15 protein-coding genes are annotated in these 14,431 nt (G+C 70.7%); 9 read left to right on the top strand and 6 right to left on the bottom strand.

Annotated features, from left to right (window positions below):
• Positions 1-54: 54 nt before the first annotated feature.
• The 3 genes from ACIBZJ_RS12790 to ACIBZJ_RS12780 are packed head-to-tail and all read left to right on the top strand — an operon-like array spanning position 55 to position 2,857.
• Entirely contained in the window at positions 55-1,620 is a 1,566-nt protein-coding gene (locus ACIBZJ_RS12790) for an MFS transporter (protein ID WP_395928740.1), read from the top strand.
• Positions 1,620-2,420: an alpha/beta fold hydrolase gene (locus tag ACIBZJ_RS12785; protein WP_395928738.1), complete on the top strand. Its 801-nt coding sequence runs from the start codon at positions 1,620-1,622 to the stop codon at positions 2,418-2,420. The genes ACIBZJ_RS12790 and ACIBZJ_RS12785 overlap by 1 nt, the downstream gene beginning before the upstream one ends.
• A gap of 32 nt (positions 2,421-2,452) precedes the next feature.
• Positions 2,453-2,857, top strand: a complete 405-nt coding sequence (locus ACIBZJ_RS12780) for an RpiB/LacA/LacB family sugar-phosphate isomerase (RefSeq protein WP_395928736.1) — start codon at positions 2,453-2,455, stop codon at positions 2,855-2,857.
• 47 nt (positions 2,858-2,904) lie between these two features.
• On the opposite strand, the gene ACIBZJ_RS12775 is transcribed toward ACIBZJ_RS12780, so the two are convergent.
• Positions 2,905-3,498, bottom strand: a complete 594-nt coding sequence (locus tag ACIBZJ_RS12775; protein WP_395928734.1) for a hypothetical protein — start codon at positions 3,496-3,498, stop codon at positions 2,905-2,907.
• Positions 3,499-3,711: 213 nt separating this feature from the next.
• On the opposite strand from ACIBZJ_RS12775, the gene ACIBZJ_RS12770 reads away from it, so the two are divergent.
• Positions 3,712-4,377: an adenylate kinase family protein gene (locus ACIBZJ_RS12770; RefSeq protein ID WP_395928732.1), complete on the top strand. Its 666-nt coding sequence runs from the start codon at positions 3,712-3,714 to the stop codon at positions 4,375-4,377.
• On the opposite strand, the gene ACIBZJ_RS12765 is transcribed toward ACIBZJ_RS12770, so the two are convergent.
• Positions 4,372-4,968 carry an SDR family oxidoreductase gene (locus tag ACIBZJ_RS12765; RefSeq protein WP_395928730.1) on the bottom strand — a complete coding sequence of 199 codons (597 nt, stop codon included), beginning with the start codon at positions 4,966-4,968 and terminating at the stop codon, positions 4,372-4,374. The two genes, ACIBZJ_RS12770 and ACIBZJ_RS12765, sit on opposite strands and share 6 nt — an antisense overlap.
• Before the next feature lie 3 nt (positions 4,969-4,971).
• Positions 4,972-6,504: a long-chain fatty acid--CoA ligase gene (locus ACIBZJ_RS12760; RefSeq protein ID WP_395928728.1), complete on the bottom strand. Its 1,533-nt coding sequence runs from the start codon at positions 6,502-6,504 to the stop codon at positions 4,972-4,974.
• Positions 6,505-6,553: 49 nt separating this feature from the next.
• On the opposite strand from ACIBZJ_RS12760, the gene ACIBZJ_RS12755 reads away from it, so the two are divergent.
• Positions 6,554-7,213 (top strand): TetR/AcrR family transcriptional regulator, encoded by a 660-nt coding sequence (locus ACIBZJ_RS12755; RefSeq protein ID WP_395928726.1) that lies wholly within the window; start codon positions 6,554-6,556, stop codon positions 7,211-7,213.
• On the opposite strand, the gene ACIBZJ_RS12750 is transcribed toward ACIBZJ_RS12755, so the two are convergent.
• Positions 7,164-7,784: a TetR/AcrR family transcriptional regulator gene (locus ACIBZJ_RS12750; protein ID WP_395928725.1), complete on the bottom strand. Its 621-nt coding sequence runs from the start codon at positions 7,782-7,784 to the stop codon at positions 7,164-7,166. The genes ACIBZJ_RS12755 and ACIBZJ_RS12750 overlap by 50 nt on opposite strands.
• 125 nt (positions 7,785-7,909) lie before the next feature.
• Here ACIBZJ_RS12750 and ACIBZJ_RS12745 point away from each other — a divergent pair, with 125 nt between their 5' ends.
• From ACIBZJ_RS12745 to ACIBZJ_RS12735, 3 genes are all read left to right on the top strand, one after another.
• Positions 7,910-9,067, top strand: coding sequence for an acyl-CoA dehydrogenase family protein (locus ACIBZJ_RS12745; RefSeq protein WP_395928723.1), 1,158 nt, complete (start codon positions 7,910-7,912; stop codon positions 9,065-9,067).
• 146 nt (positions 9,068-9,213) lie between these two features.
• Entirely contained in the window at positions 9,214-9,615 is a 402-nt protein-coding gene (locus ACIBZJ_RS12740) for a DUF2203 domain-containing protein (RefSeq protein WP_395928721.1), read from the top strand.
• A 59-nt stretch (positions 9,616-9,674) separates the two neighbouring features.
• Complete coding sequence (locus ACIBZJ_RS12735) at positions 9,675-11,438, top strand: acyl-CoA dehydrogenase (RefSeq protein WP_395928718.1); 1,764 nt, start codon at positions 9,675-9,677, stop codon at positions 11,436-11,438.
• Here ACIBZJ_RS12735 and ACIBZJ_RS12730 read toward each other — a convergent pair.
• Entirely contained in the window at positions 11,435-12,091 is a 657-nt protein-coding gene (locus ACIBZJ_RS12730; RefSeq protein WP_395928716.1) for a DUF6308 family protein, read from the bottom strand. The genes ACIBZJ_RS12735 and ACIBZJ_RS12730 overlap by 4 nt on opposite strands.
• 89 nt (positions 12,092-12,180) lie before the next feature.
• On the opposite strand from ACIBZJ_RS12730, the gene ACIBZJ_RS12725 reads away from it, so the two are divergent.
• Positions 12,181-13,158, top strand: a complete 978-nt coding sequence (locus ACIBZJ_RS12725; RefSeq protein WP_395928714.1) for a glutathione S-transferase family protein — start codon at positions 12,181-12,183, stop codon at positions 13,156-13,158.
• 132 nt (positions 13,159-13,290) lie between these two features.
• Here the strand turns inward: ACIBZJ_RS12725 and ACIBZJ_RS12720 are convergent, their stop codons facing one another.
• Positions 13,291-14,253, bottom strand: a complete 963-nt coding sequence (locus tag ACIBZJ_RS12720) for a lytic polysaccharide monooxygenase (protein ID WP_395928712.1) — start codon at positions 14,251-14,253, stop codon at positions 13,291-13,293.
• Positions 14,254-14,431 lie beyond the last annotated feature (178 nt).

Here is a 14,431-nt window from a genome sequence, read left to right as displayed (position 1 = left end):
CCGCGCCACACCGGGCCGCCGTCGAAATCCCTGCCACCGCCGCGACCTCTCCGCATGGAAACACAAGCCGGACGCCGGGAATGGATCGGCCTCGCCGTACTCGCCCTGCCGACTCTGCTCGTCTCGATCGACGTATTCGTGATGCTGCTGGCCCTCCCGCACCTGAGCGAGTCCCTGCACGCGAACAGCACCCAGCAGCTCTGGATCATGGACACCTACGGCTTCCTGCTGTCCGGGTTCCTGATCACGATGGGTGCGGTCAGCGACCGGATCGGGCCCCGCAAGCTCCTGCTGATCGGCGCCGCCGCGTTCGGCGCCGCGTCCGCGCTCGCCGCCTACGCGCCGACCCCCGGCCTGCTGATCGCGGCCCGCGCGGTCCTCGGCCTGGCCGGCGCGACGCTCGCCCCCTCGATCCTGGCTCTGATCAGCACGATGTTCCGCGATCCGAAGCAGCGCGGGCTCGCGATCGGCATCTGGTTCGTCTGCTTCATGGGCGGCACCGCGATCGGCCCGGTCGTCGGCGGCGCGATGCTCGCGCACTTCTGGTGGGGCTCGGTCTTCCTGCTCGGCGTCCCCGCCATGGTGCTGCTTCTGGCCTGCGGTCCGGTGCTCCTTCCTTCTTCCTACGACGAGCCTTCTTCCGACGATGAGCACGGCCGTACCGTCGGCGGGAAACCCGGTGAGGCCGCCCGGATCGACCTGCTGAGCGTCGTGCTGTCGCTCGCGGCCGTCCTCCCGATCGTCTACGGGCTCAAGCAGCTGGCCAAGAACGGGCCGGACGTCGATTCCCTGGCCGCGGTCGCGCTCGGGCTCGTGGCCGGGGCGAGCTTCCTGCGCCGCCAGCGTCACCTCACCCGGCCGTTGCTCGACCTGCGGATCCTCCGCAACCGGGCCTGCGCGACCGCACTCGGCGGCCTGTTCCTCGGCACACTGCTGATGGGCGCGATGATGCTGTTCATCACCGAGCGCCTCCAACTCGTCGACGAGCTCTCCCCGTTGCGCACGGGCCTCTGGATGCTGCCGGCCGCCGCGGCCTCCGCAGTGAGCGTGGTCGTCGCCCCGCTGCTGGCCCGCCGGATCCGGCCCGCCTTCCTGATCTCGGGCGGACTCGCGATCTCGGTTCTCGCCCAGGCCGGGCTGGCCCTGCTCCCGGCCGGCACCGGCCCGGGCCCGATCGCGGCCTGCTTCGCGCTGACGAACCTCGGCGCCGGCCCCCTGATCACGCTCGCCACCGGCCTCGTCCTCGGTGCGGTGCCACCGTCCGAGGCCGGTTCGGCCGGGGCGCTGAACGAGACGAGCGGGGAGTTCGGGTTCGCCCTCGGCATCGCCACCCTCGGCAGCCTCGGCGTCGCCGTCTACCGCGCCCACGTCGACCTCCCGACCGGCCTGTCCCCGGCCGACGCCGCCGCGGCCCGCGACACGCTCACCGGCGCTACCCAGGTCGCGGCCACCTTGCCTGACAAGCTCAGCAGTGCCGTGCTCGGGAGCGCACACGAGGCGTTCGTGTCCGGCATGCAGGCGGCCGCCACGGTCAGCGCCGTCCTGCTCACCGGCCTGGCCGTCACCGTCCTGGTGACGCTCCGGCACACCCCACGGACAGGAGAGGCAGGAGAGCATTGATGGACACCGTGACCTCGTCCGACGGCACCACGATCGCGTTCGACCGCTACGGGACGGGGCCCGCGGTCGTCCTCGTCGGCGGCGCGTCCCAGCACCGCGCGATCGACCCCGGCACGGCGGAGCTGGCCCAGCTCCTCGCCGAGGAGTTCACGGTCTACCACTACGACCGGCGCGGCCGCGGCGACAGCGGACCGGGAACCACCCCGCACAGCCCGGAACGGGAGATCGACGACATCGCCGCGCTGCTCCAGCACGCCGGGGGCGCCGCCGCGCTCTACGGCATGTCGTCCGGGTCGGCGCTCGCGCTGGACGCCGCCGCCCGCCGCCCGGCCGTCACGAAGGTGGCCGTGTACGAGCCGCCGTTCATCGTCGACGACAGCCGGAAGCCGATCCGGATCGACCTGCAGCCCCGCCTGGAGCGCCTGATCTTGACCGAGCAGCGCGACGGCGCGGTCGAGCTCTTCCTCGCCGAGGCGGCCGGCGTGCCGCCGGAGGCGATCGAAGGCCTGAAGAAGTCCCCGCACTGGGCCGCGCTCGAGGCGGTCTCGCACACCTACCCGTACGACCTCGCGCTGCTCGAGGGCACCCAGACCGGCGCACCGCTGTCACCGCACCGCTGGGCCGCGGTGACGGTCCCGGTCCTGGTGGTGGACGGCGGCGCCGGCCCCGACTGGATGCACGCGGGCGCGGACGCCCTGGCCGCCGTGCTCCTGAACGCGACCCGCCGGACGCTCCCGGACCAGACCCACGACGTGGACGCCACGGTGCTCGCCCCGGTCCTGCGCACGTTCCTGGCCTGAAACCGCTGAAACCGCCGACCTAGGCTGCTCTCATGCGAATCGCGTTTGCGGCGGACGACAGCAACGAGTGCGTGGACGCGGTGCGCGCCTACCTGGCGGCCGGCCACGAGCTCGTTGCGGTGGACGGGTCGTGGCCGGTGATGTCCCGCCGGGTCGCGGAGACCGTGGTGAGCGGCGGCGCCGACTTCGGCGTCCTGATGTGCTGGACCGGAACCGGCACCGCGATCGCGGCCAACAAGGTCGCCGGGGCCCGGGCGGCCACGGTCGCCGACGCCTGGACCGCTCGTGGCGCGCGGCTCTGGAACGACGCGAACGTCGTCGCGCTGAGCCTCAAGCGGCTGGCGCCCGACGTCGCGGTGGAGTGCGTCGCCGCGTTCCTCGCCGTGACCGGGCCGGATCCCGACGAGGCCGGGAACATCGCGCTGCTGAACGAGTGACACCGCCCGGGGCAGGTGGCCCGGGCGGTGCTCACTCCTCAGGACGGTCAGAGGCCGAGCAGGCCCAGCAGTCCGAGGATCTGGTTCAGCGTCGCGACCAGCGAGGCCAGCGGTCCGCCGTCGAGCAGGCCGGCCACCGCGCACAGCAGGTTGCCGAGCAGTTCGCCCGCACCGCTCTGCGCGACGATGTGCAGCACCACCTGGTTGAGGTGCACGGTCAGCCCGAGCAGGTTCAGGTCCAGCGGACCCAGCACCAGATCCAGGATGGAGCAGCTGGCCAGCGCCGCCTGGGTCGTGGCCCCGGAACCGTCGGTGGTCGCGCTCTGGACCGCGAACGAGGCCGGCTCGCTCACGGTGCCGAGCACCGCACCGGTGGAGTCGGTGAGCGTGCCCGCGAGCGTGCCCTGGGCGACCGCCTGGTTGCCGGACTCCACGAATTTGTTCGGCGTGAACGTGCCGGCGAACGTGCCCTGGCCACCCTGAGCGTCGGTGAACGTACCCGCGACCGTCGACGTGAGCGTGCCCGCGTCGGCGGCCGGAGCCGCGTTCGCCGGTGACCCGAGGAGGCCCGACCCACCGATCAAAGCCGCCAGGAGTGCGGCGAGAACTGCTGCTGTTTTCTTCGATCGTGCTAACTGCATAGATCTCTCCCTTCTGGACGTTCCTTGACGTACGGATGGCAGAGTTGACGCTGGGTAATCGATTGAAACCAACCGAGAACAAAACGGTGGCTTTTGTCGACTAATTCGACCCCAAATCGGTGGTCGTCCCCGCGAGTCTGGTTACACATTGTTTCCGCTGCTCAGAGCGGCGCGCCGCTGGCGGTGATACGGCTGCGGTGAAAGGGTCGGGGTATGCGGAAGTACGTGATCATGGGCGTCCAGGGCAGCGGGAAAGGCACCCAGGCGGCGATGCTCGCCAACGATTTCGACCTCGTTCAGGTCAGCGTCGGCGACATGCTGCGATGGCAGGTCCAGAACCACACCAAGATCGGCGCCCAGGTCCGCCGGATCGTGGCCGCCGGTGAACTCGTCAGCGACGACCTGGTCGGCTCACTCGTCCGCACGCGTCTCGACCAGCACGACTGGAACTACGGTTTCATCGTCGACGGCTTCCCGCGCAACCGGCCGCAGGCGGAGTTCTTCCTGGAGAGTTACGACATCGACGGCGTCATCCACCTCGAGCTCCCGGACGACGAGGTGCGCCGCCGGGTGCTCAACCGGCGGCTGTGCACGCGGTGCGGAATGGACTACAACCTGATCGCGCACCGCCCTCAGGTCGAGGGACGCTGCGACGTCTGCGGCGGCGAACTGATGACCCGCGAGGACGACGCCGAGCACGCGCTGGAGTCACGGCTGCGGGATTACCACACGAAGACGAACCCGGTGCTCGACCTGTTCCGGCGCAAGGAGTTCGTGGTTTCGATCGACGCCCGGCCGGACAAGGTGATGGTGCAGCGGCAGATCCGCACCGAGCTCGGCCTCCCGATCACGCGAGGCCCCGAGAAGAACGGTTCATAGACCTTCGGGGTCGTGCCCGAGCGCGGTACGGCCGCCGTCCACCGGCAGCACGACGCCGGTGACGAACGCGGCGTCCGGGCCGAGCAGGAACGCGACCGCGGACGCGATCTCCGAGGCCCGGGCGACCCGTCCGAGGGGATGCAGCCGGGCCTGCCAGGACGAGAGATTGACGATCGCGCCGCCGCCTGCGCCGAGCCGGAACCGCCGGACGGCGACCGTCGATCCGGTGACCACCAGGTCGATGTTGCGCTGGATCGCGGCCGACACGTCGTCGCTCGGGGCTTCGTGGACGGACAGGTCGCGGAACGTCGCCGCGTTGTTCACCCAGCCGGTGAACGTGCCGAGCTCCGCGGCCGCCGTCGCCGCGCGGTCCATCGCCACCTCGTCGGTCGCGTCCGCGGTCACCGCGATCACGCGGCCCGGTCCCTCGGTCCGGCCCGGTGCCTCGGTCCGGCCCGGTCCCTCGGTCCAGCTCAGCGCCGAGGCTTCCCGGTCGACGGCGACGACCGCGCCGCCGTCGGCCAGGAGGCGCTCGACGATCGCCCGGCCGATTCCGCCGCCGGCCCCGGTCACCACGTAGCTCAGGCTCATCCCTCAACCGTATTGCCGGCGCAGCTCCCGCTTGAGCACCTTCAGGCTCGGCCCGAGCGGCAACCGGTCGACGACCTCGACCCGGCGCGGGTACTTGTGCCGCCCCAGGTGGTCCTGAGCGAACGCGACCAGCTCGTCGACGTCCAGCGGTCCCTGGGCGGCCGGATCCGGCACCACGACCGCGCAGATCTCCTCGCCGTGCACCGGGTCCGGTATCCCGATCACCGCGGCCTCGCTCAGCCCCGGATGACGCAGGAGGACCTCCTCGACCTCCCGCGGGTACACGTTGAACCCGCTACGGATGATCAGGTCCTTCTTCCGGTCGACGATCGTGACGAACCCGTCGGCGTCCTTCGTGCCCAGATCTCCGGATCGGAACCAGCCGTCGACGACCGCGGCCTCGGTCGCGTCCGGGTCGTCCAGGTACCCGCTGAACACGTTGTGGCCGCGGATCACGATCTCGCCCAGCTCGCCGGTCGGCAGCAGCTCGATCCGCTCGTCGATCTCGGCCCGCGCGATCTCCACGTCGACACCCCAGAGCGAGTGCCCGACCGAGCCGGCCTTCGTCCCGAATTGTGGCTGGTTCACCGATGCGGTCGGGGAGGTCTCGGACAGACCGTAACCCTCGTAGATCGGCGTCCCGAAGGTCTTTTCGAAGGCCTCTAGGACCGGTACCGGCAGGGAAGCGCCGCCGGAGACGGCGATTTTCAATCGCGGCAGCTCCGGCGCGCCGCGCGCCACCTCCACCAGCCGGACGTACATCGTCGGGACGCCGTGGAACGTGTTGACGTGCTCCCGGACCATGAGCGCGATCGCCTCGGCCGCCTCGAACCGGGGGAGCAGCACCACGGTCGCGCCGACGCGCCACATCGTGTTGAGGCTGACGGTCTGGCCGAACGAGTGGAACAGCGGCAACGCGCCGAGCGCGATGTCGTCCGGACGGGCGTCGTTGGCGTCGAACGCGTTGACGGTCGCGTTCATCACCAGGTTGAGGTGGGTGAGCACCGCGCCCTTGGGGCGTCCGGTGGTGCCGCTGGTGTAGAAGATGACCGCCGGGTCGTCGGCGCGCGTCGTGTGGTGCAACGGCAGCGCTTCGGCCGTCCGGTCCTCCAGCCGATCCACGGACGCCAGGGCGGGCACCTCCGGCCCGAGGGTGAACGTCCGTACCCCGCCGGCGACGCCGGCCGCGACGCCGGTCTGCGCGACGGCGACGTGGCAGAGCAGCAGGCTCGCGCCCGAGTCGCGCAGGACGTACTCGACCTCCTCGGCCGAGAGCAGCAGGTGGACGGGGACGACGACCGCTCCGGCGGCCAGGATCGCGTAGTAGGCGCGGGGGAACTCGGCGGTGTTCGGGGCCATCAGCGCGACCCGGTCACCCGGCCGGACGCCGGCCTCGATCAGCGCGGCCGCCTGGCCGCGGACCTGTTCCCACATGACGGCGAACGGAATGCGCTGCTCGCCCTCGATGAGCGCCAGGTGATCGGGACGGCGCCGTGCCGATTCGGCCAGGATGCTGGCCAGCGAGAGGGTCGTCATGAGTGGGAAGTTAGCAGTGCTAGTTTTCCGGCCGCTAGGCTGAGCCGCCATGGGGCGCCCTCGCCGACCGATGCTGAGCCGTGACCGGATCGTCGCCACGGCGCTGACCGTCGTGGACGCCGACGGGCTGGAGGCGCTCTCGACCCGGCGGCTCGCGGCCGAGCTGGGCGTGAGCGGCCCGTCGCTCTACAACCACGTGACGACGATGGAGGAACTGCTCGACGCGGTGGTCGACACCGTGGTCGGCGAGGTCGACCTCTCGATGTTCTCGGACGTGGGCCGGGACTGGCGGACGGCGCTGCGTGACTGGGCCCGGTCGTACCGGTCCGCGCTCGCCGAGCACCCGAACATCGTCCCGGCACTCGCGCACGGCATGGGCCACCGGCCGAACTCGCTGAAGATCGCCGATGCGGTGTTCGGCGGCCTGGTCGACGCCGGGTGGCCGCGGGCGCAGGCGACCCGGATCGGCGCGTTGATGCGCTACTTCGTCACGGGCTCGGCGCTCGGTTCGTTCGCCCGCGGGTTCCCGGACGACGCCAGCGTGTACGCCGGGCGCTATCCGCACCTGTCCGAGGCGCACCTGCTCGCCGAGCACCAGCGCGAGATCGACGACGGCGCGTTCGAGACCGGCCTGGACGCACTGCTCGACGGCTTGGCGCTCAAGTTCGAGCGGCTCGTATCCGACGTGGGCGGTACTCGACCACGGTGAGGGCCAGGCTGCTGTAGCGGTCGATCAGCGTGTCGAGCGTGATCGCGCCGTCCGGGCGCCACCACTGGGCGATCGCGTTGCAGGCCGCGATGATCGTGCGCCGGGCGTCGTCGGGTTCGGGGGTGCGGAAGAGGCCGAGCGCGACGCCGGCGTCGATCACGTCGCGGAAGCGGTTCGTCGCGACCGCCTGCCGGGCCCGCAGCGCGGCGTGCTGTTCGGGGCCGAGGCTGCGGAACTCCGTGAGCTCGAGCTGGCTGCTGCCGCGCGGCCCGCCGCGGAACCGCACCAGCGCCTCGACCAGGGCTTCCAGCCGTTCGGCCGGGTCGTCGCCGACCGTGCCCAGCAGGTCGACGCTGACCTGGTCGTAGACGTCCATGCCCTCGTCGAGCAGCGCGTGGAGCAGCTCCTGCTTGCTGCCGTAGTAGTGGTAGAGCGCGGCCAGGCTGACCGCGGCGCGCTGGGCGATGTCGCGGATGGAGGCGCCGCCGTAGCCGCGCTCGGCGAACTCCTCCCGGGCGGCGGCCAGCAGCGCCTGGTGGCCCGGCGACCGGGGAGGTGCGGTGTTCGTCACAGGCAGAGCCTAACGTTTGTTCACTCGGAGGCCCGGTTTACTGTAGTAAGTACCGCTGGACAGGGTTGAGTACCCCTGAGTAACTTAACGATCGTCCAGCGGGTGAGCTGAGAGGACGACGTGCCGTGCGCCGAACCGTATTCAACGAGGACCACGAGGCGTACCGCGCCACGATTCGCGACTTCATCGCCGAAGAGGTCGTCCCGGTTTACCCGCAGTGGGAGGAGCAGGGGCACGTCCCGCGCGACTTCTACCTGAAGCTCGGCGAGCTGGGCGTCTTCGGCATCGAGGTGCCGGAGGAGTTCGGCGGCGCCGGCGAGACGTCGTTCAAGTTCTCCGCGGTGACGACCGAAGAGCTCGCCCGGGCCGGCGTCAGCTTCGGCGGTTCCAGCGTGCACACCGCGCTGTGCCTGCCCTACCTGCTCGCGTACGGCAACGACGAGCAGAAGAAGCGCTGGCTGCCCGGGTTCGTCAGCGGCGAGATCATGACCGCGATCGCGATGACCGAGCCCGGCACGGGTTCCGACCTGGCCGGCATGAAGACGACCGCGGTCCGGTCGCCGGACGGCACCCACTACGTGCTGAACGGGTCCAAGACGTTCATCACCGGCGGCGTGCTGGCCGATCGGGTGCTGGTCGTCTGCCGTACCGCGCCGGCGTCTCCGGAAGATCGTCGCGGCGGGCTGTCGATCCTGGTCGTCGACACGAAGACCGAGGGGTACCAGGTCGGGCGCAAGCTGGAGAAGATCGGCCTGCGGACGTCCGACACGGCCGAGCTCTCGTTCACGGACGTCAAGGTGCCGGTCGAGGATCTGCTCGGCGAGGAGGGCAAGGCGTTCTCGTACCTGACGCACAACCTGCCGCAGGAGCGGCTCGGCATCGCGGTCGGTGCGTACGCGCAGGCCGCCGCGGCCGTGCAGTTCGCGCTGGCGTACGTCAAGGAGCGCACGGTGTTCGGCCAGCCGGTCGCCGGGTTCCAGAACACGAAGTTCGTGCTCGCCGACTGCCAGACCGAGGTCGAGGCCGCGCAGGCGGTGGTCGACCGGGCGCTCGACGCCCACGACGAGGGCGAGCTGTCGGCCTCGGACGCGGCCAAGGCGAAGCTGTTCTGCACCGACGTCGCGTCGCGGGTGATCGACAAGTGCCTACAGCTGCACGGCGGCTACGGCTACATGCTCGAGTACCCGATCGCCCGCCTGTACGCCGACAACCGCGTGAACCGCATCTACGGCGGCACCTCCGAGGTCATGCGGACCATCATCGCCAAGTCCCTCGGCCTGTAGTGCACGGCCCGCCGAGGGCGACGCTGACCGCCGCGCCCCACGACTCGAGTATGACCAATACGCGGCGTCGAGTGGCGCGGAGGTCAGCGTCACCCTCGGCGGGCTCCAGGTCAGACATTGGCGAGGGCGCCTCTAGGCTGCTCGGCATGGGTTTGTTCACGGTGGAAGAGGCTCGGGACGAGCTGGCGGAGCTGTTGCCGGTTCTCGACGAGATCGTCGCGTTGCGGGCGGACGCGGCCGAGCTGGCGGCGGCGGTGCAGCTGAACGGACCGCCGACCGGGCTGGGAGGGCTCCCGGAACTGAAGGCGGCCCAGGCCCGGCTGGACGAGCTGATGACGACCGTGCAGGAGACCGGCGCTGAGCTGAAGAGCCTGGCGCCGCTGCTGATCGACTTCCCGGCCGATCTGGACGGAGTGCCGGTCCTGCTCTGCTGGCTCGAGGGCGATCGAGCCCTGAACTGGTACCACCGCACCGACCTCGGATTCGCCGGCCGTCGGCGGCTCGCCCAGGACGACGCCGTCAGCCGCGCCACCCTCGAGCACGACTAGTACGCCCCGGGCGAGCTCCGGCGCAGGCAAGGCGCCGACGGCGCCGACGGGAGGAAACTGTGGCATCGCTGTTGCTGTCCAGGCGTGATCTCGACTTCCTGCTCTACGAGTGGCTCGACGTCGAGGAGCTGACCAAGCGTCCGTACTTCGCCGAGCACTCGCGGGAGACGTTCGACGGCGCGCTCGACCTGGCCGAAGAGGTCGCCACCGAGCACTTCGCCACCCACAACAAGCGCGCCGACGCGAACGAGCCGACGTTCGACGGCGACCGCGTGGCGATGATCCCCGAGGTCAAGCGGGCCCTCGACGTCTTCGCCGAGACCGGGCTGATGGGCGCGGCGCTGCCGGCGTCGGTGGGCGGCGGCCAGCTCCCCGGCGTCGTCGCCCGGGCCTGTTTCGCCTGGTTCCAGGCCGCGAACGTCGGCACCGCGGCCTACCCGTTCCTCACCCTCGGCGCCGCGAACCTGCTGCTCGCACACGGCTCGCCGGAGCTGGTCGACCGGTACGTCCGCCCGATGGTCGACGGGCGCTTCCACGGGACGATGTGCCTGTCGGAGCCGCAGGCGGGTTCCTCGCTGGCCGACATCGTCACCAGGGCCGAGCCGCGGGACGACGGAACCTACCGGGTGTCGGGCAACAAGATGTGGATCTCCGCCGGCGACCACGAGCTCGGCGAGAACATCGTCCACCTGGTTCTCGCGAAGATCCCGGGCGGCCCGGCCGGCGTCAAGGGAATCTCGTTGTTCGTCGTTCCGAAGTTCCTCCCGGACGGCGCGCGGAACGACGTCCGGCTGGCGGGTCTGAACCACAAGATGGGCTACCGCGGAACCACGAACACGATGCTCAACTTCGGCGAAGCCGGAGAGGGCGCGGTCGGGTACCTGGTCGGGGAGCCGCACCACGGGCTGACCTACATGTTCCACCTGATGAACGAGGCGCGGGTCGGGGTCGGTGGCGGCGCGACCGCGCTCGGGTACACCGGGTACCTGAAGGCGGTCGACTACGCCCGCGGGCGGCCACAGGGCCGTCCGGTGGGGTCCAAGGACCCGGCCGCGCCGCAGGTGCCGATCATCGAGCACGCGGACGTCCGGCGGATGCTGCTGGCGCAGAAGTCCTACGTGGAGGGCGCGATGGCGCTCAACCTCTACTGCGCCCGCCTGCTGGACGACGAGCACACGGCGGCGGAGGCCGCGGATCGGGAACGGGCCCACCTGCTGCTCGACGTGCTGACGCCGATCGCGAAGAGCTGGCCGTCGCAGTGGTGCCTGGAGGCCAACAACCTGGCGATCCAGGTGCACGGGGGTTACGGCTACACCCGCGAGTACGACGTCGAGCAGCACTACCGCGACAACCGGCTGAACCCGATCCACGAGGGGACCCACGGCATCCAGGGCCTGGACCTGCTCGGACGAAAGGTCGTGATGCAGGGCGGGGCCGGACTGGCGCTGCTCGGTTCGGTGATCGGCGAGACGGTGGCGCGGGGCACCGCGGCGGGCGGGGAACCGGCGTCGTTCGCATCGGCCCTGGATGCGGCGTTCTCGCGGGTCGTAGCCGTGACCGCGGCCCTCTGGAGCGGTGGCGACCCGGCGACCGCGCTCGCGAACGCGTCCGTCTATCTGGAAGCGGTGGGGCACACGGTGGTGGCGTGGCTCTGGCTGGAGCAGGCGCTCGCCGCCGGTGAGCGGCCCGGTGCGTTCTACGCGGGAAAGCGGCAGGCCGCGCGGTACTTCTTCCGCTACGAGTTGCCCCGGACCGGCCCGCAGTTCGACCTGCTCTCGTCGTCGGACCGGACGACGCTGGAGACCGATCCGGCCTGGTTCTAGGGGATCGTCGACTCCATGCCGTGCAGCCAGATGGCCGAGTCCAGGATGCGGAGCAGGCTGATGTCGGGGATGCCGCCGATCTCGTCGCGCATGGCGGCGAGGGTCTTGGCGCGCTCGGGATCGGCGTGGAACCAGGAGTGCAGGCACCGGGTGATGTCCCGCGGCTTGCCGAGGACCCGGGCCACCACGATGTCGTAGGTCGGCAGCAGGTGCGGACGTTTGCGCGCCAGCAGCTTGGCGGCGGTCATCCGTCCCAGGTGCGGGAAGTCCTCGCTGATCAGCATGCTGGCGAGCGTCCCGGCGGCGGAGGAGCCGTCGATGTCCGATCGGGGTGCCTCGTGGAGCGGGGTGTGCGGGGTTCGCCGGAGCAGGGCCGAGAGCCGGTTCGCGTGCGTCTCGAGGATCGCGATCGCGGCGACGGGTTTGACGTCGGTTCCCAGACACCGGACCGCCATGACGTCGGATGCGGTGAACTGGTGGGCGACCTCGGCGCGGTCGCCGCCGCCGTCCAGGCGTTCGAACCGCGCTCCGGGGTACAGGTCGGTGTTGAAGTACCGGCCGACGTTGATCACGGCGGCCTGCCGTAGGTCGCCGTAGACGAAACGGTCGAGGGTGTGGTGTGCGAACTGGTAGTCGGGTGAAGTTTCGGACACGCTGTCACCTGGGCTTTCGCGTACAGAACCGGCTCGTCGCTCACCAATATAGGTGCTTATATCCCTTTTAGGGGAGAACGGAGGGTCAAGTGAGCGAGGGTGAGGGTGAGTACAAGCGGGCTCCGAGCCACTTCACCGACCGGATCGGGACGCAATCGTGGCCGCTGGAAGCGGGCCGCTACCGGCTGGTCGTGAGCCGGGCGTGTCCGTGGGCCTCGCGGGCGGTGATCGTGCGGCGGCTGCTCGGGCTGGAGCCGGTCTTGTCGATGGCGGTGGCCGACCCGATCCAGGACTCGCAGAGCTGGCGGTTCACGCTCGACCCCGACGGGCGGGACCCGGTACTGGGGATCAGGTACCTGAACGAGGCCTACTACGCCCGGGACGCCTCGTACGACGGCGGGATCAGCGTGCCGGCGATCGTGGACGTACCGTCCGGGGTGCTGGTGACCAACGACTACCCGGAAATCACGATCAACCTCGAGATCGAGTGGGCGCCGCTCCACCGGCCCGGGGCGCCCGCGCTGTACCCCCCGGAACTGCGGGACGAAATCGACGCGATCAACGCGGACGTGTTCCGGGACGTGAACAACGGGGTGTACCGGGCGGGCTTCGCGACCCGGCAGGGGGCGTACACGCGGGTGGCCACGAAGCTGTTCGAGCGGCTGGACGCGTTGGAGTCGCGGCTGGCCGACCGGCGGTACCTGGTCGGGGACACGATCACCGAGGCCGACATCCGGCTGTTCTGCACGCTGGTGCGGTTCGATCTCGTGTACCACGGTCACTTCAAGTGCAACCGGCGGAAGATCACCGAGTACCCGGCGCTGTGGGCCTACAGCCGCGACCTCTTCCAGACGCCGGGGTTCGGCGACACCGTGAACTTCGACCACATCGCGCGCCACTACTACGAGGTGCACCGGAACATCAATCCGACCGGCATCGTGCCGATCGGCCCCGATCTCTCGTTGTGGCTGACGCCGCACGGGCGGGAGGTGCTGGGTGGGCGTCCGTTCGGGGACGGGACGCCGCCGGGGCCGGTGGCGGCGGGCGAGGAGGTTCCTTTGCCATGACCGGTCAGCTCCGGCGGGGTGAGGCCGGGTGACCGGTCAGCTCCGGCGGGGTGGGGCCGGGTGACCGGTCAGCTCCGGCGGGGTGGGGCCGGGTGACCGGTCAGCTCCGGCGGGGTGGGGCCGGGTGAGCGGTCAGCTCCGGCGGTGGCGGGGTTTGGGTCGGTAGTGGAGAGCGAGGGCGCCGATCGTGCCGAGGATCGCCAGCATCAGGCCGATACCGGCGATCAGCGGCCAGCGGCTGCCGTTCATCATCCCGGCCGGCTCCTGCACCGCTGCGGCCGAGGGCTGGATCTCGTCCGGTGCGGTGCTCGGGGCGGCGTCGTGGTGGCCGGGGTGGGTGGTGGGGGCGTCCGGCGGCGTCTGGGAGCCGCCGGCCGCGGCCGGGAGTTCGGCGCCACTGCCGCCCCGGGCCGAGACGGGCGAGGGATTAGTCGCGGCCTTCTTGGCCTTCTTGGCCTTCTTGGCCGTGAAGACCACGTCGGAGCAGGAGTAGTAGGTGTCGGCGGTGCTCGAGTTCTGCCAGATCGTGTAGATCACGTGGTGGCCGGTGAGGCCGCTCGGCAGCGTGCCCGGCATCGTGTAGGCGCCGTCGACGATGCGGGGATCGGTGCTGGTCAGGAACGGCGTCGAGGTGACGTCGGCCCACCGCAGCGCCGTGCCGGGCCGGTAGCCGGACTTGGTGACGTAGAACCGGAACGTCCCCTCGTGCGGGATCGTCGTCGCATACCGGAACGTGAACTTGGCTCCCGGCGTCACGGTGGTGCTGGGCCAGTCGGTGCGCGGCAGGTCGAGCCCGGCGTACTCGGTCAGCCCGCCGCTGCAGAGTTTGCCGTCCGGGATCACCGACCGGTCGCGGCCGTTGACGCCGGCGACCCGGAGGTTGTCCCACGCCTCGGCGGCTCCGGGCCGGCTGGCGGCGACCGCGGCCCGGCAGGCGGCGGATCGGGCGGCCTGACCGCCCTCCGTTCCGCAGGCGGCGGTGCGCGAGATCGGAGACGTGAGGGTACCGTGCGCTGACGCCGGTACGGCCGGCGCGAACAGTGCGACCAGGACCCCGATGAGCGCCCCGGCGGCCGCTGTCCGGAGTGTGTTCACCTATGAACCCCTCTGTGCGTCGGATGCCCCTCGGGTGACTGCCTACTCTGGGTACGCCGCTGAGCTACGTCGGGTTCAGCGGGCCAGGAAATCGATGCGTGTTGCGGCGGTACCGGCAGCACTGAGAGTTGCGCACGGTACTGTGGCCCTCGCGTAAGAAAGCGCTCTCTGGGCCGCG

Origin of the sequence: Cryptosporangium sp. NPDC051539 (assembly GCF_044454545.1) — a bacterium.
Lineage (GTDB): Bacteria > Actinomycetota > Actinomycetes > Mycobacteriales > Cryptosporangiaceae > Cryptosporangium.
The sequence above is the reverse complement of the archived record's forward strand: the minus strand, read 5'-3'. Positions and strand labels throughout refer to the sequence as shown.

Excerpts from the sequence above, each read along its gene's own strand:
- ACIBZJ_RS12790 (WP_395928740.1), top strand. The coding sequence starts at position 55 with ATGGAAACACAAGCCGGACGCCGGGAATGGATCGGCCTCGCCGTACTC.
- ACIBZJ_RS12785 (WP_395928738.1), top strand. The coding sequence starts at position 1,620 with ATGGACACCGTGACCTCGTCCGACGGCACCACGATCGCGTTCGACCGC.
- ACIBZJ_RS12780 (WP_395928736.1), top strand. The coding sequence starts at position 2,453 with ATGCGAATCGCGTTTGCGGCGGACGACAGCAACGAGTGCGTGGACGCG.
- ACIBZJ_RS12775 (WP_395928734.1), bottom strand. The coding sequence starts at position 3,498 with ATGCAGTTAGCACGATCGAAGAAAACAGCAGCAGTTCTCGCCGCACTC.
- ACIBZJ_RS12770 (WP_395928732.1), top strand. The coding sequence starts at position 3,712 with ATGCGGAAGTACGTGATCATGGGCGTCCAGGGCAGCGGGAAAGGCACC.
- ACIBZJ_RS12765 (WP_395928730.1), bottom strand. The coding sequence starts at position 4,968 with ATGAGCCTGAGCTACGTGGTGACCGGGGCCGGCGGCGGAATCGGCCGG.
- ACIBZJ_RS12760 (WP_395928728.1), bottom strand. The coding sequence starts at position 6,504 with ATGACGACCCTCTCGCTGGCCAGCATCCTGGCCGAATCGGCACGGCGC.
- ACIBZJ_RS12755 (WP_395928726.1), top strand. The coding sequence starts at position 6,554 with ATGGGGCGCCCTCGCCGACCGATGCTGAGCCGTGACCGGATCGTCGCC.
- ACIBZJ_RS12740 (WP_395928721.1), top strand. The coding sequence starts at position 9,214 with ATGGGTTTGTTCACGGTGGAAGAGGCTCGGGACGAGCTGGCGGAGCTG.